The sequence below is a fragment of the Thermobacillus sp. genome (genome assembly GCF_003390775.1).
GTDB lineage: Bacteria > Bacillota > Bacilli > Paenibacillales > Paenibacillaceae > Thermobacillus > Thermobacillus xylanilyticus.
Genome location: NZ_QEWA01000043.1, coordinates 39,283 through 63,832, shown reverse-complemented (window position 1 = coordinate 63,832; position 24,550 = coordinate 39,283). Strand labels below are relative to the sequence as shown.

The 24,550-nt window shown below is 61.5% G+C and carries 20 protein-coding genes and 1 pseudogene; 18 read left to right on the top strand and 3 right to left on the bottom strand.

The window, feature by feature from the left end; translation table 11 throughout:
* The 16 genes and pseudogenes from C6W55_RS12930 to aroF all read left to right on the top strand — a co-directional run.
* A pseudogene (locus tag C6W55_RS12930) lies at positions 1-919 on the top strand (ISLre2 family transposase); the annotation flags it as partial.
* Between the two features lie 227 nt (positions 920-1,146).
* Complete coding sequence (gene mqnC / locus C6W55_RS12925) at positions 1,147-2,283, top strand: cyclic dehypoxanthinyl futalosine synthase (RefSeq protein ID WP_286892998.1); 1,137 nt, start codon at positions 1,147-1,149, stop codon at positions 2,281-2,283.
* Between the two features lie 130 nt (positions 2,284-2,413).
* Positions 2,414-3,487, top strand: coding sequence for a putative sporulation protein YtxC (ytxC, locus tag C6W55_RS12920; protein ID WP_286892996.1), 1,074 nt, complete (start codon positions 2,414-2,416; stop codon positions 3,485-3,487).
* Positions 3,488-3,859: 372 nt separating this feature from the next.
* Entirely contained in the window at positions 3,860-5,797 is a 1,938-nt protein-coding gene (gene thrS / locus C6W55_RS12915) for a threonine--tRNA ligase (RefSeq protein ID WP_286892995.1), read from the top strand.
* A 73-nt stretch (positions 5,798-5,870) separates the two neighbouring features.
* Positions 5,871-6,449 (top strand): 3D domain-containing protein, encoded by a 579-nt coding sequence (locus C6W55_RS12910; protein ID WP_286892993.1) that lies wholly within the window; start codon positions 5,871-5,873, stop codon positions 6,447-6,449.
* A gap of 163 nt (positions 6,450-6,612) precedes the next feature.
* Positions 6,613-7,161, top strand: coding sequence for an RNA polymerase sigma factor (locus tag C6W55_RS12905; RefSeq protein WP_286892992.1), 549 nt, complete (start codon positions 6,613-6,615; stop codon positions 7,159-7,161).
* A 165-nt stretch (positions 7,162-7,326) separates the two neighbouring features.
* Positions 7,327-8,766, top strand: coding sequence for a methyl-accepting chemotaxis protein (locus C6W55_RS12900; RefSeq protein ID WP_286892990.1), 1,440 nt, complete (start codon positions 7,327-7,329; stop codon positions 8,764-8,766).
* Between the two features lie 138 nt (positions 8,767-8,904).
* Positions 8,905-9,918 carry a cell wall-active antibiotics response protein LiaF gene (gene liaF, locus C6W55_RS12895; protein ID WP_015255536.1) on the top strand — a complete coding sequence of 338 codons (1,014 nt, stop codon included), beginning with the start codon at positions 8,905-8,907 and terminating at the stop codon, positions 9,916-9,918.
* 6 nt (positions 9,919-9,924) lie between these two features.
* Positions 9,925-10,965: a HAMP domain-containing sensor histidine kinase gene (locus C6W55_RS12890; RefSeq protein ID WP_015255535.1), complete on the top strand. Its 1,041-nt coding sequence runs from the start codon at positions 9,925-9,927 to the stop codon at positions 10,963-10,965.
* Positions 10,958-11,629 (top strand): response regulator, encoded by a 672-nt coding sequence (locus tag C6W55_RS12885; RefSeq protein WP_286892987.1) that lies wholly within the window; start codon positions 10,958-10,960, stop codon positions 11,627-11,629. Before C6W55_RS12890 ends, C6W55_RS12885 begins: the two co-directional genes overlap by 8 nt.
* 208 nt (positions 11,630-11,837) lie before the next feature.
* On the top strand, positions 11,838-12,257 hold the full coding sequence (locus tag C6W55_RS12880; protein WP_286892986.1) for a YugN-like family protein: 420 nt from the start codon (positions 11,838-11,840) through the stop codon (positions 12,255-12,257).
* Between the two features lie 248 nt (positions 12,258-12,505).
* Entirely contained in the window at positions 12,506-14,074 is a 1,569-nt protein-coding gene (locus C6W55_RS12875; protein WP_286892984.1) for a S1C family serine protease, read from the top strand.
* Positions 14,075-14,191: 117 nt separating this feature from the next.
* Positions 14,192-14,884 carry a response regulator transcription factor gene (locus tag C6W55_RS12870; protein ID WP_286892982.1) on the top strand — a complete coding sequence of 231 codons (693 nt, stop codon included), beginning with the start codon at positions 14,192-14,194 and terminating at the stop codon, positions 14,882-14,884.
* On the top strand, positions 14,884-16,527 hold the full coding sequence (locus C6W55_RS12865; protein WP_286892981.1) for a sensor histidine kinase: 1,644 nt from the start codon (positions 14,884-14,886) through the stop codon (positions 16,525-16,527). The genes C6W55_RS12870 and C6W55_RS12865 overlap by 1 nt, the downstream gene beginning before the upstream one ends.
* A gap of 25 nt (positions 16,528-16,552) precedes the next feature.
* On the top strand, positions 16,553-17,503 hold the full coding sequence (locus tag C6W55_RS12860; RefSeq protein ID WP_286892979.1) for a 4-hydroxy-3-methylbut-2-enyl diphosphate reductase: 951 nt from the start codon (positions 16,553-16,555) through the stop codon (positions 17,501-17,503).
* A gap of 512 nt (positions 17,504-18,015) precedes the next feature.
* Positions 18,016-19,077 (top strand): 3-deoxy-7-phosphoheptulonate synthase, encoded by a 1,062-nt coding sequence (gene aroF / locus C6W55_RS12855; protein ID WP_015255528.1) that lies wholly within the window; start codon positions 18,016-18,018, stop codon positions 19,075-19,077.
* A gap of 59 nt (positions 19,078-19,136) precedes the next feature.
* On the opposite strand, the gene C6W55_RS12850 is transcribed toward aroF, so the two are convergent.
* Together C6W55_RS12850 and C6W55_RS12845 are read right to left on the bottom strand one after the other, a co-directional pair.
* Entirely contained in the window at positions 19,137-19,739 is a 603-nt protein-coding gene (locus tag C6W55_RS12850; protein WP_286892976.1) for a TetR/AcrR family transcriptional regulator, read from the bottom strand.
* A gap of 101 nt (positions 19,740-19,840) precedes the next feature.
* Positions 19,841-21,007: a YhgE/Pip domain-containing protein gene (locus tag C6W55_RS12845; protein ID WP_286892975.1), complete on the bottom strand. Its 1,167-nt coding sequence runs from the start codon at positions 21,005-21,007 to the stop codon at positions 19,841-19,843.
* Between the two features lie 323 nt (positions 21,008-21,330).
* On the opposite strand from C6W55_RS12845, the gene glnA reads away from it, so the two are divergent.
* The gene (gene glnA / locus C6W55_RS12840; RefSeq protein WP_286892973.1) at positions 21,331-22,755 is read left to right on the top strand and encodes a type I glutamate--ammonia ligase; all 1,425 of its coding nucleotides are present in this window, start codon (positions 21,331-21,333) and stop codon (positions 22,753-22,755) included.
* 105 nt (positions 22,756-22,860) lie between these two features.
* Here the strand turns inward: glnA and thpR are convergent, their stop codons facing one another.
* Positions 22,861-23,304, bottom strand: a complete 444-nt coding sequence (thpR, locus tag C6W55_RS12835) for an RNA 2',3'-cyclic phosphodiesterase (protein WP_286892971.1) — start codon at positions 23,302-23,304, stop codon at positions 22,861-22,863.
* 114 nt (positions 23,305-23,418) lie between these two features.
* Between thpR and serC the strand changes: the two genes are divergently transcribed.
* Positions 23,419-24,507 carry a 3-phosphoserine/phosphohydroxythreonine transaminase gene (gene serC, locus C6W55_RS12830; protein WP_213485934.1) on the top strand — a complete coding sequence of 363 codons (1,089 nt, stop codon included), beginning with the start codon at positions 23,419-23,421 and terminating at the stop codon, positions 24,505-24,507.
* Positions 24,508-24,550: the final 43 nt, after the last annotated feature.

Below are 24,550 nucleotides of genomic sequence, written 5' to 3'. Positions count from 1 at the left end.
CTGATCGAGCAAGCGGAGAAGCCGGTCAAAGCAACAGAAAAACGACCGGCCAAGGTGCTGTTCGTGGAAGCGGATGGCCTGTACACGAAATTGCAACGGCGGAAGCGGAAAGGGATGGAACATGCGATTGCCGTGGTACATGAGGGCTGGGAGCAGGTCGGCAAGCGTGTGCGGCTAAGGAACAAGCAGCATTATCTGCATCGGGGGGAGGGCGACTTTTGGGAAGCGTTTGGCGACTTTCTGACCGAACGGTACGAGATCGACGGGGACACCTGGCTGGTGGTGGGCGGAGACGGAGCGAAGTGGATCGGGGAATGTGAATCGTACTTTCACAAGTGCATCTACACGCTGGATCGCTTCCATGTGGCACGTGATCTGAAGCGGTTTGTGGGCCACCTGCCGAAGATATGGAAAGACGCAAGACAGGCGTTGGCCAGGCAGGAGCCGGCGGCCTTGATGGCGGCCGTGGAGAGCGTAGCGATCGAGGAGATTGCGCCTGACAAACGGGATGAATGGACCGCATACAAGTCGTTCTTGAGGCGGCACCGCAAGCATCTGGAGGATTACCGGAAGACACTGGAAGCAAACGGCATCGACACGACTGGCATGAGGCCAATGGGGAGTGCGGAAGCCCAGATGCGGGTGTTGGCCAAACGGACGAAGCGCGGAGGATAGCTGGAGTGAACGAGGCTCCCGGGCGATGCTTACGACCGTCATGCGAAGCAAACAGGCCGGATGGCTGGAAGAAGCCGACGAGCACAAAGTCGAGACACCAGAGCGGGTGTTCAGTGTACGGAAGATCTTGAAAGACGCCATACGACCGGCAAAGGGATGCGTTGACGGGATGATCCGGCTGCTCCGAAGCCAATGGCAAAGCCGCCCGACCGGACTGGAATTAAAAGGTCTCAAAGGATACTGATACCAGATATTTAAAGCGGTTGCCGAAGTTAGAAAAAATGAAACCGCTAACAAGGGATTGGCTCTTTTTCGCGTGATCCATCATCCCCAAAAAAAGTGCCCACACTGGCTTGACTCAGACGCAACGGGTCTGTCAGTCGACGTGGCAGACCCGTTTGTGTTACGATGATAGGGACAACGTACATGCGCGGCCGGATCGGCCGGCCTGGGATGAGGAGGGTCCGGGAAATGAGCCAAGTGGACCGCATACTGGACAAAGCGCTGAAAGGCGGAAGACTCGGCCTTGAAGAGATCGTGACGCTGTTCGAAAGCGACGAAATCGAGAAGATGGGCGCAGTCGCGGACACGATCATGAAGCGATTCCATCCGGAACCGATCACGACGTTCGTCGTCGGCCGGAACATCAATTATTCGAACATCTGCGACACCTACTGCCGGTTCTGCGCGTTCTACCGTCCGCCGGGATCGCCGGAGGGATACGTGCTGCCCAACGAGACGATTTTCCGGAAGATCCAGGAGACGGTGGATGTCGGCGGGACGGAAATTTTGATGCAGGGCGGCACCCATCCGGATCTGCCGTTCTCGTACTACCTTGACCTGCTGCGCGAGATCAAGAAACGGTTCCCTGGCATCACGATGCACTCGTTCTCGCCGGCCGAAATCCGCAAGATGCAGCAGGTATCGGGCGGGCTCTCGCTCGAGGAAGTCGTGCGCCAGCTGCATGAAGCCGGCCTCGACTCGCTGCCCGGAGGCGGCGCGGAAATTCTCGACGACCGGACGAGGCTCAAGATCAGCAAGCTCAAAGGTTCGTGGACCGAATGGATGGACGTGATGAAGACGGCCCACCGGATCGGCATGAACACGACGGCTACCATGGTCATCGGGTTCGGCGAGTCGATGGAGGAGAGGGCGCTGCACCTTCTCCGCGTCCGCGACGCGCAGGACGAATGCATCCGGAACGGCTACAAATCGGAAGGCTTCCTCGCGTTCATCCCGTGGACGTTCCAGCCGGACAACACGAACCTGAAGCGGGAGAAAGCGACGCCCGAAGAGTACCTGAAGACGCTGGCGATCAGCCGCATCGCCCTCGACAACATCAAGAACTTCCAGTCTTCCTGGGTGACGATGGGGCCGGAGATCGGCAAGCTGACGCTCAGCTACGGCTGCAACGATTTCGGCAGCACGATGATCGAGGAGAACGTCGTCTCGGCGGCCGGCACGACGCACAAGGTGAACATCGCCCTCATCCTCGATCTGATCCGCCAGGCGGGCAAAATCCCGGCGCAGCGCAACACGCGCTACGAAATTTTGAAAGTTTACCACGAGTCGGAAGGCGTAAGCCGCGACTTCGTCATGCAGAACTGAACGGCTGTCCCGAGCCCGGTTTTCCGGCGCGCGGGTTTTTTTTGCCTCAAATTTCTATCCGTGCCGCTCCCTTCTTCGTATATCCGCCGATGGGCGGCCATATACTGTTGTCAAGGAAAGGAGTGGGCCCATGGAGATCTTCGAGGTCAGGTTATCCGCCGCATCCGAAGACAAGCTGTCCGAGCTCACCCGTTGTCTGACCGAATCCTTCGCGGATTTACATATAGACGGACGTCTGGAGACCGTTCCGGCGCACAGCCTGATCGTCTTCCGCTGCGCGGACGGCGCGCCGGATGAGAAGGAACGGATGGCCATCCACAGCCGCGCCGCCGAAGGCATGGCCGAGTATGTGCTGACTGCGGTCGAACCGGAACTGATCCGGATCATGATCCGCAAATATTACCCGTGCGGCGATGACGATCTGGAACGCATCGCGGCGCTGTGCATGCAGATGCTCGGCTCGCAGCCGGTCCGGTCAGACGGTTCGGCGAAAGAAAACGGCCCGCTCACGACTGACGCCATCATCAACCGATCCGCCCGTTTGTCCAGTGCCCCCGCACATTCACGCAACGGACAACCGGCCGGCCCGGAGGACGCGGATGCATCCGTCAAGGCCGGCCGCACCTCAGCCCCCAAGGCGGACGCCACCCTGGAGTCCTCCGGCATGGAGCCTGACTTGACCCGTCGCAGGCGCAAAAGACACATTGCGTCGGAACTGTTCGCTTACCTGCAGGAGCGGCCGTCGCTCCATCTGGAGGGCTACATCACGTTCCGGCTGGACAAGTATTGGGAAGAGCTGGCCGAGTCGGCGGAAGCCGCGGTCGACGAGTTCGTGATGGACCGCCAGTACCGGGAGTTCATCGGGCTGCTCAACGAATTCGTCGGGCTGCAGCAGCCCAAGGTGTCCTCGGTCAATCTGGTGCTCAAGGCCGACGGCAGCTTCGCGCTGTACGACGAGTCGTTCCGTCCGATGGATCCCGGAGAAGGCGGGCGACTCACCCTGGAACTGACGGATGAGGAGCTGAACGTCGAAGACATGGTCGTCAGCTGTCTGATCGCGATCTCCCCCCGGGAAATCACGCTGCACGCCCGCGATCCGGAACTGCCGGTCGTGAGGACGATCGAAGCGATTTTCGCCGAGCGGGTGACCGTCTGCGCGGGCTGCCGCTCTTGCCGTCCGCTGACCGGCGCCGCTTTGAATTGACCGCTTCCGCGGACGGAAAAACTCCGCGCTTCTCGCTTGACCGTGCCGCATGCCGGGAGTATAATGATGTGCAACGGCGACGACGAAGACATGTTCTCGTCAACCGGCACGGTACAGAGAGAGGGAACACGGGCTGCAATTCCCTCCCGGAGCCAGACGGGAATACCCCTTCATCAGCCGTGCGGTTGAACGGGCCTCGCCCCAGTATGCCGCACCGGGTCATCTCCGTTACGGGATGCTTGAGGCGGACGTCCGCCCCGATTCGCATGGCATTCGGGACACGGCGGCCGCGAACAAGGGTGGAACCACGGGCTGATCAGCGCTCGTCCCTGTCGGGACGGGTGTTTTTTATTTTCAAGGAGGTTGTTGCATATGTCGATTCGCATCACGTTTCCGGACGGCGCGGTAAGGGAGTATGCCGCGGGAACGACCGTCGAGGAAGTGGCGGGCTCGATCAGCCCGGGATTGAAGAAGAACGCCGTCGCGGGCAAGGTGAACGGCAAGCTCGTCGACGTCTACGCGCCGATTGAGGAAGACGCGACGCTCGAGATCGTCACGCCCGATTCGCAGGACGGCCTCGAAATCATGCGGCACAGCACGGCGCACCTGATGGCGCAGGCGCTCAAGCGGCTGTACGGCGAGAAGAACGTCAAGCTCGGCATCGGGCCGGTCATCGAGGACGGATTCTATTACGATGTCGATCTGGACCGTCCGATTTCCTCCGACGATCTGGAGGCGATCGAGAAGGAGATGGCCAAGATCGTCGCCGAGGATCTGCCGATCCGGCGCCGCGTCGTGAGCCGCGAAGAAGCGATCAAGATTTACGAGGAGCTGGGTGACCCGCTCAAGCTCGAGCTGATTCATGACCTGCCGGAGGACGCGGTCATCACGATCTACGACCAGGGCGAGTTCTTCGACCTGTGCCGCGGGCCGCACCTGCCGTCGACCGGGCGGATCAAGTCGTTCAAGCTGCTCAGCGTCGCGGGGGCGTACTGGAGAGGCGACTCCCGGAACAAAATGCTCCAGCGCATCTACGGCACGGCGTTCCCGAAGAAAGCGCAGCTCGACGAATACCTCCATCTGCTGGAAGAAGCGAAGAAGCGCGACCACCGCAAGCTCGGCCGCGAGCTCGGCATGTTCACGTTCTCGCGGGAAGTCGGCCAGGGGCTGCCGCTCTGGCTGCCGAACGGCGCGAAGCTGCGCCGCACGCTGGAACGGTACATCGTCGACCTCGAAGAGCGCCTCGGCTATCTGCACGTTTACACGCCGGTGCTCGCGAACGTCGAGCTGTACAAAATTTCCGGCCACTGGGACCATTACCATGAAGACATGTTCCCGCTGATGAAGCTGGACAACGAAGAGCTGGTGCTGCGCCCGATGAACTGCCCGCACCACATGATGGTGTACAAGAGCGACATGCGCAGCTACCGCGATCTGCCGATCCGGATCGCCGAGCTCGGCACGATGCACCGCTACGAGATGTCCGGCGCGCTCACCGGCCTGCACCGCGTACGCGCCATGACGCTGAACGACGCCCACATCTTCTGCCGGCCGGATCAGATCAAGGAAGAGTTCGCCCGCGTCATCCAGCTCATCCAGCAGGTGTACAAAGATTTCGGCATCACGGAATACCGGTTCCGGCTGTCGTACCGGGATCCGAAGGATACCGAGAAATATTATCCGGACGACGCGATGTGGGAGAACTCGCAGCGCATGCTGAAAGAGGTCGTCGAGGAGCTCGGGCTGCCGTATTTCGAAGCGGAAGGCGAAGCGGCGTTCTACGGACCGAAGCTGGACGTGCAGATCAAGACGGCGCTCGGCCGCGAAGAGACGCTGTCCACGGCGCAGCTGGACTTCCTGCTGCCGGAACGGTTCCAGCTCGAATATATCGGCGAAGACGGACAGAAGCATCGCCCGGTCGTCATTCACCGCGGCATCATCAGCACGATGGAACGGATGACCGCTTTCCTGCTCGAAAACTTCGCGGGGGCGCTGCCGCTCTGGCTGTCTCCGATTCAGGCGCGCGTCATTCCGGTCTCGCAGCAATTTGATGATTATGCGCAGAAGACGACCGAGCGGCTGAAGGAAGCGGGCATCCGCGCCGAAGCGGACCTGCGCAACGAGAAGTTGGGCTATAAAATCCGCGGCGCGCAGCTCGAGAAAATCCCGTACATGCTCATCGTCGGCGAGAAAGAAGCGACCAGCGACGCCGTCTCCGTGCGGAAGCGAGGCGAAGGCGACATCGGCGCCAAGTCCGTCGCCGAGACGATCGACATGCTGCTGGAGGAAATCCGCACCCGCAAAGTGTAAAACCGCGTGTGCACCGCCTGCATAATTCAGAAGGCATCGGGGCAACCTCCGAATAAGGAGGAGATTCGACTCGATGTCGACAGCATCTGGTTTATCGCGTTGTCGTTCTGCGGCGCTTCGGCTCGCGGCAGCCGCCGCTGTGGCCATCGCCGTCGTATGCGCGCCGGTCGCCCCGGCAGCTTCCGCACCGGCATCATCCGCCGGAACCGCGGACTCCGAGGCGGGAGACGCGGAAGCCGGCAGGTTCGAATCCGTCGTCGTCACGGCGACCGGCTATACGGCCGGAGTGGAATCGACCGGCAAGCGGCCGGGCCAGCGCGGTTACGGCATCACGTATTCCGGAGTCAAGGTGAGACGCGGAATCGTCTCGACGATCGCCGCGGACCCGAAGGTGTTCCCGATCGGTACCCTGCTCTACATCCCCGGTTACGGGTACGGCGTCGTCGCCGACACCGGCAAAGCGATCAAAGGCCATCGCATCGACCTGTATTTCGAGACGCCGAGCCAGGTTTTCAGTGAGTGGGGCAAGCGGACCGTCAAAGTCGAAGTGCTCAAGCGGGGAAGCGGCAAACTGACCGAAGCGCAGCTCGCCGAACTCGGCCGCGCGGTGTCGGCCGGTCAATGGATTCCCGTCGCAAAGCGCGAAACTTGATACCTGCATGACACATCTCGTTGCCATGGGCGGCGGGATTTGATTTTTTTCGGGAGCAGCGGACAAATCATGTCCTTCGGTACTCGTATTTGCCATTGTTCCGTGGTAAGATGTATTGTGCGGGTAAGAAGTTTGTAAAAATTTTCTAAGGATGTGCGGTGCCATGTCCATGAACGGGAACGGCGGGCAGATGGCGGGCATTCTGGATCCGCAGAAAGAAGCGGAACTGGTGAAGTTGTACAACCAGATGATTCGCGTTGCCTACGCGAACGTGTACAACAAGTCCGACGCGCTCGATGTCGTCCAGGAGGCATGGGTCAAAATGCTGGCCAAGCGCGCCACGCTTCGCGAATCGGACAAGCTGGCCGCCTGGGCCAAGGTGATCACGCGCAATGTCGCGGTGAACGTGAACCGGGTAGCAGCCCGCACCCGGACATGGGATGATGCGGATCTCATGCGGGCCGCCGGAGAGCGGGAAGACCGGGCGGAAGAGCTGATGATGGAAATCTCGGAGCTTCTGGGGCAGCTCGAGCCCGCGGCGCGCACGTTGTTTCTCTACAAATATTATTACGGTCTCAAAGATCAGGAGATCGCCAACGCCATGTCGATGCCGGTCGGAACGGTGAAAGCGAAAATCCACCGGGCGCGGGAAAGGCTGAAAAAAGCGCGGCTGGCGGACCTGGAGTTGAGGAGCGAAGGACGGTCGGTTTAAATCGGTTTTGCAATCGCATACATAAGAAAAAGGACATTTTTGTCACAAGAATGCAAACTTTATGACGGAGGATCTGACGTATTAATGTCAGATCCTTATTTTATTTCTCACCAAAATTCGAATATAATGTTATAAAAATTTACATAAATCATGGGGGAGATACAGATGAGCCCAATCCGACGTTGGTGGAACCGGGCGGTCATCGATCCGGATAAACCTTCGGCGTTCCGGTCCGCGGAACATGAAGAAAAAGTGTCGCAGCTGATCCATGAATCGCTGGTCATCTCCGAACGGATGCAGGCTGCCGTGGAAGAAGTCAATCTGGCGGCCCTCGAACTGTCGGAGATCGCCGACCGTTCCCGAGCGCAGGAGGAGCGGCTGCGCAAGCTGGGCCGGCAGGCGGTGGACCGGATCGAAGAGACGTTCGCCGCGCTTCAGACGGTCGAGGCGCGGGCGGAGGAAATCAAGGACAACATGCTCCGCACGAGCGAACAGAGCCGGGAGGTGAGCCGGGTCGTCGTCGATGTCTGCCTTTCGCTGGTGAACACCGACGAAGTCATGAACGACCTCGGCCGCCACAACCGGACGATGGAGCAGCGGATTGACGATCTGATATCGCAGATGTCGCGCATCGGCGAGATCAACGCCTTCCTCCAGGAGATCGTGACGCAGACGTCGCTGCTCGCGCTTAACGCTTCGATCGAGGCGGCGCATGCGGGCGAGTACGGGCGCGGCTTCGCCGTCGTGGCGCAGGAGATCCGCAAGCTGGCGGAACAGAGTCATGAATCGCTTCGGAGGTCCGGCGGCATCGTCAGGGAGATCGAGGAGGGCGTGCGGCAGGTCGTCTCGTCCGTCAGGGAGGAGAAAACGGCGGTGCAGCGCGGCATTTCCGAGATGACGCAGACCAAGGCGCGGATGGACGATATTTATGCCCGCATCGCCCGGCTCGATCCGATCGTATCTTCGGCTGCGCAGGCAAGCGCCGAGCAGTCCGCGCTCACGGCGGAGGTGACGACGATGCTCAAGGAAGCCGCGGACGCGATGGGGCTGACCGTGCGGAGCGTCGACGAGACGCTGGAGCTGACCGCCGAGCAGCGGAAGCAGATCGCGAAGCTGGATCGGGTACGGGAAGATCTTGGCCGGAACTCGCGGGCGCTCTACGCGGCGATCCAGGAAGTCGGATTGCGCCGCGAATCCGGCGCGTCCGATCTCCCGATCGAACCGATGATCGAATGGCTGGCATCGATTGCCGCGCAGCCGTCGATCCGCTCGCTGGATGAGAAGGTGCATGCGTCGACGCTGAAGGCGCTCATCGAAGCGAAGCCGGAGATCGAGGCGATCTGGTCGAACCGCGCGGACGGCTCGTTCATCTTCTCCTTCCCGGAAGCCGGGCTGCTCAACGCGCGCGGAAGGGAATGGTGGAAGCGGGCGATGGAAGGCAGCACGTACACTTCCGAAATCTACGTTTCCGCCATCACGAAACGTCCCTGCCTGACCATCTCGATGCCGATTCCGGACGACCAGGGCAAGCCGGCCGGCGTCATCGGCATCGACATCCGGTTGGAACAGGCCGGGCAGGCGCGGCCGCGGGCGGCCGGCGGCTGAAGGCTTCAACCTGAATATCCCAGTCCGGCAGGCGGCTCGGTCTCCAGACCGAGCCGCCGTTCATTCGCGGGGTCCTTCCCGGCATGTCAAGATTCCATGTATACTGGACGTACCACATAAGCAGCAGGAGAGATGGACATGAACATGAAAATATTCGGGCGGGTCTTCTGGGGGCTGGTGCTGCTCGCCATCGGCGGCCTGTTCCTGCTACGGCAACTGAATCTGCTCCCTTTCAATTTCGATATCGGATTTCTGTTCTCGACGTTCTGGCCGATCATTCTGATCGCCATCGGCTTGCAGAGCCTGGTCAGCGGCGGCGGCTGGTGGGGCATGATCCTGGTCGGGCTCGGCGCGTTCTTCCAGCTTCAGAATCTGAATTTCATCCATTTGTCGCTCGGCGAAGTGATCCGGTATGGCTGGCCGGTGCTGCTGATCATCTGGGGGCTCAACATGATTTTCCGGCCGGGAAGGAAGAAGAGAAGCGAAGTCGGCTGGCAATCGTATCCGCCGAAAACGGGAGGTCCCTACCATGGCGGCGAACGCCCGGTTCCGCCTCCGCCTCCGCTCCATCCGAATCCGCTCGACCTCGATTACGAGCCGCCGAAAACCGGTGACACCGGCGCGGACGGACACGCCGGGACAAGCGGGCATCATGGAGCGGGCGGGCATCACGGTCCAAGCGGCTGGAACGGCGCGGGCGGCTGGAACGGTCCGGGCGGCAGACCGAAACATGCGGCGGATGACGATCGGCCGGACTGGATGCCCAACCTGAACGCCGAGAACCGGAGCGGTTTCATCGGCGACATCCACCTCGGCGGCGACTACTGGGAGCTGCGGCCGATGAACATTTCGCTGTTCATCGGGGATACGGTGCTCGATCTGACGAAAGCCCAGATTCCGCTCGGCGAGACGCGCATCAACGTTTCTTCGTTCATCGGCGACGTCAAGGTGTTCGTGCCGAACGACCGCGATCTGGGCGTCAGCGTCACCTCCAATTCGTTCATCGGGGATACGCGGGTGCTGGATCGGCATGAGGGCGGATTTTTCAAGAACGTGAAGTTCGAGACGCCTTATTATCATGAAGCGGACAAACGGATCCGGCTGATCGTCAGCTCGTTCATAGGCGACGTCCGCATCGTGAAGGTGGGATAATCGCCGATGTTGACCCGGATATGGCGCAGCAGCAAGTGGGAGCTGATTCTCATCGTGCTCGGGTCCTCGCTGATCTCGACGGTCATCGCGGCCGTCGGCACGTTCTATGCGGAGGCGGTGCTTCCGCCGGGCGACTGGCGTTCGGCGGCGGCGGCCGCTTTCGTGCTGGTGAACATCGCGATCGGCTACTGGGCGGCGCAGCGGATTCAGCGGCGCATCGACGCCCTTCACTTCGCGATCAAGCAGGCGGTAAACGGCAATCTTGCCGTCCGCATCCCGGAAGACAGCGCGCGTTCGTTCGCGCCGGTCTATCGGGATTTCAACGAGATGGCGGCCAAGCTCGAGGAGCGGCTGCAGCTTCTGCAGCGCATGGGCGAAGAGCAGGTGATGCGGGAGGCGGCATCCAATGAAGCGGCCGTGCTGGAGGAGCGCAAGCGGCTGGCCCGGGATCTGCACGACACGGTCAGCCAGCAGCTGTTCGCCATCCATGTGTCGGCGTCGTCGCTGCCGAAGCTGCTGGAGATCAATCGCGAGCGAGCGGAAGAAGTGATGCGGCAGCTCATCGAGATGTCGAACTCGGCGCAGCGGCAGATGCGCGGGCTGATTGCGCAGCTCCGTCCGCTCGAGCTTGAAGGCCGTTCGCTCCGCGAAGCGCTCGAGAAATGGTTCCCGGATTACTGCCGGCAGAACGGGCTGCAGGGCGAGCTGCGCTGGGACATCGACAGCCCGCTCTCGGAAGCGAAGGAGCATCAGCTCTTCCTGATCATCCAGGAAGCGATGGCGAATATCGTGAAGCATGCCGAAGCGCAGCGGGTGCAGCTGCACGCGACGGAGACGGAAAGGCAGTATGCGGTCACCCTGCAGGATGACGGCGCGGGATTCCGGACCGATCAGGTGAAAGCGGGATCTTACGGACTGACGACGATGCGCGAGCGGGCGCAGAAGCTCGGGGGCGATACGGAAATCATCAGCAAGACCGGCTCCGGCACGCGCATCCGCGTCACGATACCGAAGTACGGAAACGAAGAGAGGGAGACGCATGGGTGAAACGGCTGAATACCGCATCATGATTGTGGACGACCACGACATGGTCCGGACGGGCCTCAAGACGTATCTGATGCTGGAACCGAAATTTGAAGTGTGCGCCGAGGCGGGCAGCGGCGAGGAAGCGCTGAAGGCGCTGGAGACGCTGGAGCCGGACAGGCTGCCGCACATCATTCTGATGGACCTGATGATGCCGGGGATGGACGGCGTCGAGACGACGCGCGCGGTGCTGACGCGCTGGCCCGGCATCCGGATCGTCATGCTGACGAGTTTCCTCGAGGACGACAAGGTGGTCGCGGCCGTCGAGGCCGGCGCCACCAGCTACGTGCTGAAGACCGTCTCCGCGGAAGAGCTGATCTACGCGCTGAACGGCGCCGTCCGCGGCATGCCGGTCATGACGAGCGATGTCTCGCAGGCGCTCACGCGCGGACTGCGGCAGCGCAACGCCCAGGAGGCGGATGAAGGGCTGACCGAGCGGGAGAAGGAAGTGCTGCTGCTCATTGCGGAAGGCCGCTCCAACAAGGAGATCGCCGACGAGCTGCACATCAGCATCAAGACGGTCAAGACGCACGTCAGCAATCTGCTCATGAAGTGCGAGCTGGAAGACCGTACGCAGCTTGCCGTCTACGCCCATCGCAAAGGGCTGGTGAAGCCCGCGGGGCGGTAAGCGCGGGCGAGGCGAGGGAACAGTCGGCCGGACGCCGGGCGCGGGATCTGCATGGCGAATGGGCACGTGCGGTCGGATGTCGGGTGCGGGTTCGGCGTGGCGATTGGGTATATCCCGGTCCGATCAAGCGTTCGGCTGCATATTCGTGCGGAAGTGCGGGCAAGCTGATGGTATGCCAATTCATGCCTGAAAGGGTCGGTCGCAGGCCATGATACCAATCGATTCGAGACTCGAGAATCAGGAGTTCAAATTCGTCGACGTCCGCGGCGTGCTGGGCGATCTCGGCTTCACGCTCGGCGGCGGCTGGGAGTATGACGGCGGATGTTTCGACCGGGTGCTGGACGGGGAGAAGCGGGAGATGTGGCTCAGGCTGCCGTTCACCGCAACGTTCGGCAACATCGACGCCGAACAGGAAGACAGCGACGCGGTCATCCGTTTCGGCAAGCCGTACGCGCTGCGCCATGTCCATCAGGACGGCATAGACGAAGGCGCGGGCATGCGGCTGACCGCCGGCCTGATCGATCAATTCGCAGCCCCGGAGGATCCGGACGCCCGGATCAGCCCGGAATGGGCGGAACGGGCGGCGGAGATGCTGCGGGTCGCCGAATCGGCGCTGCTCCGGAACTGACGTGCCGGCTTCAAGGACGCTTGGGGTTTGCAGACTGCATGGGTAGAAAGCTGGACCGTCGGAGAGTCCCGGCAGCAGGCGGGATTCTCCTTTTTATTTGGCGGATGGCGTCTGTTTTCGCGTCGGCGTGTTTTTATTTGTCTTTTAACCTGGTTTAAGATTGAATTAATGTTGAAATGGCATGTTTGATAGCACAGAGACGACAACTTCGCGAAGCGAATGGGATACGGCAAGGAGGAGAGGCAACGATGGACGACAAGAACAATGTGAATCGGCCTTACGATGATTTCTTCCGGCGGCCTGAAGAGCGAAGCGATCTGAACGGCCGGGCCCGGGAGGAAGACAGAGGGACCGCGGACGGCGGCACGGCGGACGCCGCGGGTGGCACGGCCGCGAAGCCGGTCTATTACTACTCCTACGGCCCGTTCCGCTCCGGCGGCACGGATCGGGATGCTTCGGACGCCGAACCGGTGATCCGGCGCGAGACCGCGGCGGCGGAAAGAAATGACGCCGGCATGGTTGCCCGTCCCGCTCCGGCAGTGCGGACGTGGACGGTCAGGGAGCGCCGGCGCGGCTCGTGGTGGGCGCCCGTGGCCGCTTTTCTGGCGGGCATCCTGCTCACCGGCAGCCTTATGATCGCATCCGACCGGCTGAACCTGTTCACCGGCTCCGACCAGGCGCTGGCGCAGAGCCCGTCGGCCGGCGGCGAGACCGCGAATGCGGCGTCGGGCAGCACAGCCGCGGGCTCGTCCGGCGGCACGGTGTCGAACGCGGTGGACACGGTGCGGCCGAACAATATTGCGAAGATCGTCGAGCAATCGAGTCCCGCCGTCGTGAAGATCGAGACCTATGTGAAGACGCGGTCCCGTTCCAGCGGCAACAGCCTGTTCGATGATCCGTTCTTCCGGCAATTCTTCGGCGATTCGTACCGCATTCCGACGGAGAACGAAGACAGCCAGCAATTGCGGCCGAGCGGTCTCGGCTCCGGATTTTTCTTCGACAAGGAAGGCTACATTCTGACGAACCAGCACGTGGTCGGGGGCGCGGACAAAATTACGGTGACGGTGATCGGCTACGAGGAGCCGTTCGAAGCGGAACTGCTCGGCTCCAGCTACGATCTCGACCTCGCGGTGCTGAAGATCAAGGGCGACAAGGATTTCCCGACGCTGCCGCTCGGCGATTCGGATGCGATCAACGTCGGCGAATGGGTCGTGGCGATCGGCAACCCGAACGGTTTCGATCATACGGTGACGGTCGGCGTGCTGAGCGCGAAGGAGCGGCCGATCACGATCCAGGACACGGAAGGCACGCGGCAGTACCAGCATCTGCTGCAGACGGACGCGTCGATCAACCCCGGTAACTCCGGCGGTCCGCTCATCAACCTGGCGGGCGAGGTCATCGGCATCAACACGGCGGTTTCCACGACGGCCCAGGGCATCGGCTTCGCGATTCCGACCAGCACGATTGTCGGCGTGCTTGACACGCTGAAGGAGAACAAGCAGGTGCCGCAGCCGTTCATCGGCGCGACGCTGGCGGACATCACCAAGCAGGCTGCAAGCCAGCTCGGCCTGGACAGCACGAAGGGCTCGATCGTCGTGAACATTCTGTACAATTCGCCGGCCTACAAGGCGGACCTGCGTCAATATGACGTCATCGTCGGCATGGACGGCAAGAAGTACGACACCAAAGAGGATTTGATCAAGGCGATTCAGAACAAGAAGGTGGGCGAACAGGCGGTGCTGGATGTCATCCGCGGCGGCCGCCAGATTCAGATCACGGTGGAAATCGGCGACAAGAACGATTTCAACGTGCAGTAACGTGCAGGTAATGATTTCAACGTGGAGCAAGGATACGCTCGGCATGACAAGCGCAGCAGGCTTACGGCCGGTCTGCGCTTCTCGCATGTCCGAAAGCTGTGGACAGGGGGAATGCGGATGAGAGCGAAAATACTGGTGGTGGACGACGACGAGAAGATCACTTCCCTGCTCAGGAGAAGCCTGGCGTTCGAAGGTTACGACGTCTTGACGGCGCATGACGGGCGGGCGGGCCTGCAGACGATGCTGGAGACCGAGCCCGATCTCGTCGTGCTGGACGTCATGATGCCGAACCTTGACGGCTGGGAAGTCTGCGAGCGCATCCGGAAGAGCGGAAGCAAGGTGCCGATCCTGATGCTGACGGCGAAGGATGAAGTGAAGGACCGCGTCAAGGGGCTCGACCTTGGCGCCGACGACTATCTGGTGAAGCCGTTCGCCCTGGAGGAGCTGCTGGCCCGCGTCAGGGCGCTGCTGCGCCGAGGCAGCGGCGGCGCGGAGACGTCCGGAGGACGGCTCGTCTTCGAGGATCTCGTGCTCGATCTCGATTCGCGCGAGGCGATCCGCGGCGGGCGGACGTTCGAGCTGACGAGCAAGGAATTCGATCTGCTCCATCTGTTCATGTCCAACCCGCGGCGCGTGCTCACCCGAGAGACAATCATGGAGAAGATCTGGGGCTATGATTACAGCGGCGAATCGAACGTGCTCGAAGTGTATATCGCCATGCTGCGCCAGAAGCTGGAGGAGGGCGGCGAGAAGCGGCTGATCCAGACGGTGCGCGGCACCGGCTACGTCCTTAAGGGAGAGAGCGGTTGATGTCCATCCGGCTGCGGCTGACGTTGTGGTATTCCGGCCTGCTGGCGTTCACGATGCTGGTGCTCGGCGTCGGCATCTATTTGTTCGTATATTACAACACCTATGACAATACGCGGGAGCAGCTGCGCAGCCAATTCAAACAATTGAACGTGCGCGTTTCCTACAATCTGTTTCGCGATCTCCGGCTGGACCTGAGCGGCCGGCTCGGCTACGAAGGCACCTATGTGCAGCTGGTCAATTATGCGAACGGCGAAATCCGGTCTTCGGCGCTGTCGGTGGACGGCACGGAGGTTCATTTTCCGTACCCCGATCTGAAGGATTCGCCGAAGGAAGGGTACACGCGCTTCACGGCGTTCGGCTACCCGTTCATGGCTTACCAGTACCCGATCCCGCTGCCGAACGGCGAAGTGGTCGGCCTGCTGCAGGTCATCGCCAATACGCAGGCGGAAGACGCCTTCCTGGACGGGCTCAGGACCATTCTCATCATCACGTCGCTGGCCGTCATTCTGATCGCGTTCACGATCGGCCTGTTCATCGCGGATAAGGCGCTCCGCCCGATCGAGGAGGTCATCCAGGCGACGAACCGGATCGAGAACGGGGCGAACCTCAGCGTGCGCATCGCGCGGAGCGGGCCGAACGACGAGATGGGGCGGCTGACGGATACGCTGAACGGCATGCTGGCCCGGCTCGAGCGGGCGTACAACGATCTGGAAGAGGCGTACAAGGCGCAGCGCCGGTTCGTCTCGGACGCTTCGCATGAGCTGCGCACGCCGTTGACGACGATCCGCGGCAACATCGACCTGCTCGAGCGGATGTGGCGGGCCAGCGCGTCCGGCCGCCTTGAGGCGCGCGGCGATGCGGACGGATTGCGCGGCGCGGCGGGCGGCGGTGAAGCAGCCGGCGCGGCCGGCGGAACGGTTGCCTCCGCCGACGGAGACGCCGCTGCCGCGGCAGCCGGCGGGCCGGGCGTGCCGGCAGACCGAACGAGCGGGCCCGGGGCGATCGTGCTCGACGCCGAGCGCGCGGCGCTCTCGCTGGAGGCGATGCGGGACATCGCCGAAGAGGCCGAGCGGATGAGCCGGCTCGTCTCGGACCTGTTGTCCCTGGCGCGCGCCGACGCCGGCTATGTGATGGAGAAGACCGAGATCGAACTGCTGCCGATCGTCGAGGAAGCGGCGAAGGGCGCGGTGCATCTGCCGCGCAAGGCGGATTTTCGCGTCGGCGACCTGTCGCCGCTCGAAGGCGCGAAGGTTCTCGGCAACGCCGATTATCTCCGCCAACTGCTGTTCATTTTCATCGAGAACGCCTTCAAATATACGCCATCAGGCCACGTCCTGCTCCGAGCGGTGCGGGAGGCCGATCAGGTCGGCCTGGTCATCACCGATACCGGGATCGGCATGAGCAGCGAAGAAGTGCCGCATATTTTCGAGCGGTTCTACCGGGCGGACCTGTCGCGCGGCAAGACGTCCGGCACCGGGCTCGGGCTGGCGATCGCGAAATGGATCATCGACGAGCACCGCGGATCGGTCGAAGTCCGCACGCGGCAAGGGGAAGGCACGACGTTCACGATCTGGCTGCCCGTTTTGTTTCCCGGGGAGGCGGATTCCGTTATAATGGATGAAGCGGACCGGACGAACGAATGAACCGGTCGGAAAGCGGTGAGTGCTCATGGAAGTTGTGAAAATATCGCCCCGCGGCTATTGCTACGGCGTCGTCGATGCGATGGTGCTGGCGCTGCAGACGGCGCGGAACCTGGATCTGCCGCGGCCGATCCACATTCTCGGCATGATCGTGCACAACCGGCATGTGACGGAGGCGTTCGAGCGGGAAGGCATCATCACGCTGGACGGTGAGAACCGCCTCGAGATTCTGGACAAGATCGACAAGGGCACCGTCATCTTCACGGCGCACGGGGTGGCGCCGGAAGTGCGGCGGAAAGCCAGGGAGAAAGGGTTGACGGTCGTCGACGCGACCTGCCCGGACGTGACGAAGACGCACGACCTGATCCGCGAGAAGACGGCGGAAGGCTACGAGATCGTCTATATCGGCAAGAAGGGGCATCCCGAGCCGGAAGGCGCGATCGGCATCGCGCCGGATCGCGTGCACCTGATCGAGACGGAGGCGGACATCGACCGGCTCGATATCCGCACGGACAAAGTCGTCATCACGAACCAGACGACGATGTCGCAGTGGGATGTCCGCGGTCTCGTCGCCAAGCTGCTGGAGCGCTATCCCGCCGCCGAAGTGCACAACGAGATCTGCCTTGCCACGCAGCTTCGCCAGGAAGCCGTCGCCGAGCAGGCGAAGCAGGCCGATCTGTGCATCGTCGTCGGGGATCCGCGCAGCAACAATTCGAACCGGCTTGCGCAGGTTGCGGAGGAGATCGCCGGCGTCAAGGCGTACCGCGTCGCGGACGTGACCGAGATCAAGCGCGAATGGCTGGAAGGCGTCCGACGGGTGGCCGTCACCTCGGGGGCGTCGACGCCGACGCCGATCACGAAGGAAGTGATCGCGTACCTGGAGCAGTACGATCCGGAGAAGCCCGAGACATGGGAGATCAAGCGCACGGTGAACCCGGCCAAGCTGCTGCCGACCGTGCGCAGCCGGTCGGAGGAATAGAGGTTAGGATGTTGCCCTGCAGGCGGCGTCGCGTGGATGCGGCGCCGTTTTTTGCATGGGGAGGATAGCCGCAACGAAACTGACACACTTTATTCGATGCTAAACAGGCAAAACAGCGGTGTACGGTTTCGTGAGCCCATGCTCTGAGACGGAGGAGCGGCGGAGGCTTGGAGAAACATCAGACCTCGCGGACGGTCTCGACTACGCCGGCACGAACGCCCAACGGAATTCAGAGCCGTTATTTTGCGGATTTTCCCAGTTTGGAAATGCTAACGGAACAGGGTAAGCTTATTTGCCCGACGCGGACGGATTTCGCCCTATTCGAGCGCCGATAAGGTCTTCTGGTTCCGTTATCGTGCCAAAACCGCTTCAACCGTAATAAATAAAGACTGTGCGTTCCGTTGCAATTTCGCCTTGACGAAACGGGTGTCATGCTCTATAGTTACTTTAACGGATAAAAGCATAAAAGCTTAAAAGCGTATAAGCGTTGAAGTGTGAAAGGAGCCAGCGTCATGATTGTGGTAACCAAGCCGGATATCAGCGACGAACGCATTGAGGAGATCGTACAGTACATCGAACGGGCGGGCGTGCAGCCCCATGTGTCGAGAGGCACCGACCGGACGGTCATCGGCATCATCGGCAAGGCCGACCCGTCGCTTGCCGAACATCTGCGTTCCATGCGCGGGGTAGAGGATGTGATCAAGATTTCGAAGTCCTACAAGCTCGCGAGCCGCGATTTTCATCCGGACGATACGGTCATCGAGATCAAGGGCGTGAAAATCGGCGGCGACGAGCTCGTCGTCATGGGCGGTCCGTGCGCCGTCGAATCGCCCGAACAGATCGATGAGATCGCCCGGCTCGTCAAGGCGGCGGGCGGCCAGATTCTGCGCGGCGGCGCGTTCAAGCCGCGCACCGGACCGTACAGCTTCCAGGGCATCGGCGTGGAAGGCCTGATCATGATGGCCGAAGCCGGCCGCAAGCACGGCCTGCTCACGATCACGGAAGTGATGACGCCCGAGTACGTCGACATCTGCGCCGAATACGCCGACATTCTGCAAGTCGGCACGCGCAACATGCAGAACTTCGATCTGCTCCGCAAGCTCGGCACGATCAAGACGCCGGTTCTGCTCAAGCGCGGCTTCAGCGCCACCTACGACGAGTTCTTGAACGCAGCGGAATACATTCTCGCCGGCGGCAACCCGAACGTCATCCTGTGCGAGCGCGGCATCCGGACGTTCGAGCCTTACACGCGCAATACGCTCGATCTGGCCGCGATTCCGTCGCTGAAGACGCTCAGCCATCTGCCGATCATCTCCGACCCGAGCCACGGCACCGGCCGCCGGGAACTGGTCGAGCCGATGGCGAAGGCGTCGGTCGCCGCGGGCGCGGACGGTCTGATCATCGAGATGCACACCGATCCGGACAATTCGATGACGGGCGACGGCGTACAATCGCTCTTCCCGGACCAGTTCGCCGCGCTGCTGAAAGATCTGGAGAAGCTCGCTCCGATCGTCGGCAAACGGTTCGACACGCCGAAGGCGCCGGCGGAAGCGTTCCGCGAGTGGAAGAAATAAAACGCAAAGCCCTGAATCGGGAGAAGATCCCGCATTCAGGGCTTTGATCTTGTCGACCGTTATGCTCCGGTGTAGCCGAGCCCGCGCAACACGAACGCGGTCAGCTCCTCCGTCAGCCGCTCATAGTATTCCGCCGGATCGGCGATGTCGAGCAGCGGTCCGAAATGGTCAATCTTGTTTTGGAACAAAATGGCGCCGAGTACGGACAGGAGCGCATGATCCTTCGACCCGTAGGAGAATATGCCCTGCTTCCGTCCTTCCTCAATCGCCTGCAGCAGACGGCGCCAGACCGGAAAAGCGTGCTTGCGGATCAAGTCGCGCCGCGGCGAGTCGATCATCGTCTCCTGCTGCATGATCGCGATCATCTCCGGCTCCGACAGCTGAAACGCGACCACCCCCGCCACAATCTGGCGGACCGCCTCCGCCGGGTCGGCCATCGGCTGCGCGATCGCCTCCTCGATTCGCCGATGCGGCAGCGCCGTCTCGAACAGGGCGGCGAACACATTTTCCTTGCCGCCGAAGTGGTAGGAGATGAGGGCGATGTTGGCGCCGGCTTCCTCGCAGATTTGCCGGACGGTCGTCGCTTCATAGCCGTGTCTTGCGAACAGTTTCTTCGCCGCCGTCAAAATGCGCGTCTTCACATCCGGACCGTCCGCCTTCATCTTCAACCCTCCGTCCTGAAGTTATCTATCTTCATTATGCCGTGCCCGTTTGGAGGGCGCAACCGGAAGCGGGACGGTGCGCATCGCCCGGTCCGATGCGGTCAGTTCATGTTCAGGTCCGGAGATTTGACAGCGGCGGCTTGCACGGAAGGTCTCCGGATTGCGGTGGAAGCCGCGCCCAGAAGCAGCGCCGCGGCCAGGATGGCCAGCAAGCCGAGCGCTGCCCGGTCGGCCGGCGGTCCGCCAAACAGCAGATTCATCGCGCCTTCCACCGCATAGGTTGCCGGGAATACCTCGCTGATGGAACGGTAGAAATCCGGCAGCAGCTCGCGCGGCATCATCGCGCCTGACGAGACGAGCTGCAACGAGAGCAGCAGGATGTTGAACAGCATGCCGGCCATGCCGAACAGCATGAGGAACAACTGGGAAACGAGGATGAACGCCAGAATGAACAACGCCTCGAAGCCCCACAGCGCGAAGAAACCGCCGGCGGACTGGCCGCCCAGGCCAAGGATGAGCGACACTCCGATGAGGGAAACGATGACGGCCGCCGCGGCGTTGATGACCATGCGCGCCCCGAACCGCTGCCAACGGCCGATTCCCATTGCTGCCGCCGCCATGTTCGATTGTTCCAGGTTCATGCCCATGATCATGACGCCCACGTAGGAGGCGAGCACGATCATCATCGGCACCATCTGGTTGTTGATGCCCTGCACGGGGTTCGTGTACGTGATGTCCGCGGTTACGCGTTCAGACAGGGTTTCGGCCATCGTTCGGGTCTGCTCTTCCGTCATCTGCAGCTGAGAGAGCATTTGCCGCGCACCCGTCATGATCGCCTGCCGGTTGACGGAAGCCGTGATTTGGGCGGCGACCTGGGCCATCATGTTCTTGATCATCATCGGGTTCGATTCATTGATCGTGAATTCCAGCGCGGCCGTTCCGTCCGCTGCCGCCGCCTTCGCCGAGAAATCCGGCGGGATGCGCACGAGCATCTGGATGCCCCGATATTCGAGCTGCCGCGCCGCTTCGGCCGGATCGTCCAACTCGCGCACCCGGACGGGCAGCCCGTCCTTCAATTGCCGAACGATCGCCTCTCCCCACCGGGAGTCTTCATTGACGATGCCGATCACGAGCCGTTCTGTCCGGTCCTGCATACCGTCGTAGCCCGTCATCCAGACGACGGTAAAAATAAGCTGGAACAGCAGCGCCGCTGCGATGCCGATGATCGTTGTCGGCTGTTTCGCCAGCGCCCGCAATGCATTTTTCAATCGGATCTCCCTCCACAAACAGATTTAAACAAATGTTTTAAACATCGGTTTAAATTGTATTTCCAAAATCCGTGCGTGTCAACCGGAGATGCCGTTTGTATGCAGGTCAGAACGATTTCTTCGCTGTTGAAACAGGCTTTTCATCGGCTTTGTCGGACATTCTTCAAACAAGTGTAAGTTAATATAACATATTAGCGAAAAAATACATGACATAGCTATTGACGCAGCAGGAATTCAAGCACTATAATAACGACAGATTATTTGAAAAGTTGAACGTTCGGCGTTCAATTTTACGCAATCGTTCGGGAATGGAGGAAAAACCCATGGGTGCGCAACAAGTTTTGGAGACGATTAAAGAGAAAAATGTCCAGTTCGTCGATTTCCGCTTCACGGACCTGGCCGGCCGCTCGCATCACATCACGCTTCCGGCTGAGCAAGTTGATGAAGATACGTTCGTGAACGGCGTCGCGTTCGACGGCTCCTCGATTCCGGGGTTCCGCGGCATCGAAGAGTCGGACATGGTCATGATGCCGGACCCGGAGACGTCCTACATCGACCCGTTCACCGAGCATCCGACGCTGATCGTCACGTGCAACATCTACACGCCGGACGGCGAACGGTATGACCGCGACCCGCGGAGCATCGCACAGAAGGCGGAAGAATATCTGAAGAGCACCGGCATCGGCACGGCGGCCTACTTCGCGCCGGAATCGGAATTCTTCATCTTCGACGATGTCCGTTTCACGAGCGGCATGAACAAATCTTTCTATGAAGTCGACTCCGAGGAAGGGTTCTGGAACACGGGACGGACGGAAGAAGGCGGCAACCTGGGCTTCAAGGTCCGCGTCAAGGGCGGCTACGTTCCGGTGCAGCCGGTGGATTCGCAGCAGGACATCCGTTCCGAAATGGTGCGGCTGATGCAGGAAACGGGTCTGAAAGTCGAGCGCCATCACCATGAAGTCGCAACCGCCGGCCAGGGCGAAATCAATTTCCGTTTCGACACGCTGACGAAAACGGCCGACAACCTGATGAAGTACAAATACATCATCCACAACACGGCTCGCCAATACGGCAAGGTCGCAACGTTCATGCCGAAACCGCTGTTCGGCGACAACGGCAGCGGCATGCACGTGCACCAGTCGATCTTCAACGGCGAAACGCCGCTCTTCTATGAGAAAGGCGCCTACGCGAACCTGAGCGAGCTCGCGCTGAACTACATCGGCGGCATCCTGTTCCACGCGCCGGCGCTGATCGCGCTGACGAACCCGTCGACGAACTCGTTCAAGCGCCTCGTGCCGGGTTATGAAGCGCCGGTCAACCTCGTGTTCTCGAAGGGCAACCGTTCCGCGGCCATCCGGATTCCGGTCGCTGCGGTTACGCCGAAAGGCTGCCGGATCGAATTCCGTACGCCCGACTCGACGGCTAACCCGTATCTCGCGTTCGCTGCCATGCTGCTGGCCGGTCTGGACGGCATCAAGCGGAAGATCGATCCGCGGGCGCTGGGCTACGGTCCGCTCGACAAGAACATCTACGAGCTGTCCGATGAAGAGAAGCGCGAAATCCGCAGCGTGCCGGGCTCGCTCGACGAAGCGCTGGGTGCGCTGGAAGCGGACCACGAGTTCCTGACGGCAGGCGGCGTATTCACCGAAGGCTTCATCGAAAACTATATCGCGTTCAAGCGTGCAGAAGCGAAGGACGTGGCCATCCGCACGCATCCGCACGAATACAGCCTGTACTTCGATTGCTGATTGCCGGCGGGAGGCATCGGTTCAAGCCGCGTCTCACCGCTTCGCATAACGGCAAAGAGCGCCCCGGCGGCCGTCGCAAGACGGACCGGGGCGCTCTTGTGCTATTCACCGAACGGCGCCCGATGGAGGATCTCGTACATCGGGGAATGGCCGAGCCGGCTGCGGAACAGGCAGGCGTCCCGCGCGGTCCAGGACGCGCCGAACGTCTCGGCCGCCGCTGACGCCGGGTTCCATGGCGCTGCGCCCGCGTACTTGCGCGCGAGCGTCAGATGCGGCCGGACGGGCCGGCGGTCCGAAGGTGCCGAGGCCGCGCAGCTCCACGTCGAACGGGCGGGCGCCGGCCGCCGACTCGTCCAGCGCGCGGACGATCGCGGGGATCCGGTCCGCGTCCGTCTCGCCGATAAAATGCAATGTGATATGCCAATCATCCGGATGCGCCCAACGGGCGAAGGCGAATCGCTCCCGCCATCCGTCCAGCCGCATGAGCAGCTGCCGGCGGACGTCATCCGGAACGGCCAGGCCGATGAAGAGACGCTGCTTCTCGCTCAAAACCATTCCTCCTCGCATGGTATCGGGTGCATCTTTTCCCGCTTCCGTCACTTGATGCCTTTCCGCTTTCTTTGTTATCATAACCTATCATAGACAAGAGCAGGAGTGGAATCGGTGAGCGATCGCAGACACAACTTTAACGCCGGTCCGGCCGCGCTTCCGCTGGAAGTGCTGCAGCAGGCGCAGGAGCAGTTCGTCAATTACGGCGGCGCCGGCATGTCCATCATGGAAATGTCGCACCGCAGCGGCATTTACGAGCAGCTGAACAACGAGACCCAGGCGCTGATGCGGGAATTGCTGAACATTCCCGACCATTATCATGTATTGTTCCTCCAGGGGGGCGCAAGCACGCAGTTCGCGATGGTGCCGCTCAATCTGCTGACCGGCGGACGGGTCGCGGCTTATGTCGAGACCGGCAGCTGGGCGTCGAAGGCGCTCAAGGAAGCGAAGCTCATCGGCGAGACCGCCATTGTCGCCACTTCGAAACCCGACGAGTATCGCCGCATGCCCGATCTGACCAATCTCGTCCTGCCCGAGGGCGCAGCCTATGTGCATATGACGTCGAACGAGACGATCCAGGGGACGCAGTTCAAGTCGTTCCCCGATACGGGCAGCGTGCCGCTCGTCGCCGACATGTCGAGCGACATCATGAGCCGTCCGCTCGATATTTCGAAATTCGGCCTCATTTACGCGGGAGCGCAGAAAAATCTCGGCCCGTCCGGCGTCACCGTCGTCATCATCCGGGACGATCTCGCGTCCGGCGCGCCGGAGCATGTGCCGACGATGCTGCGCTATGATACGCACGTGAAGAATGAGTCGCTGTACAATACGCCGCCGACGTTCTCCGTCTATATGGTCAACCTGGTGCTGAAATGGATCAAGGCGAAGGGCGGGGTGGCCGCCATCGAGAAGGCGAACGCCGAGAAAGCGGCCCTGATCTATGACGAGATCGACCGGAGCGGCGGTTTCTACCGCGGCTTCGCCCATCCGGAGAGCCGGTCGCCGATGAACATCACGTTCCGCATTGCGGACGAAGCGCTGGAGCCGCTGTTCGTGAAGGAATCGGAGAAGGAAGGTTTCGTCGGCCTGAAAGGCCACCGCAGCGTCGGCGGGCTTCGGGCTTCCGCCTACAACGCGGTGCCGTATGAAAGCTGCAAGGCGCTCGCGGAGTTCATGGCCGATTTCCGCCGCCGCCACGGTTGATCCGCGGCGGGCGACAATCGAGCCCAAGGAAGAACCGCCCTCA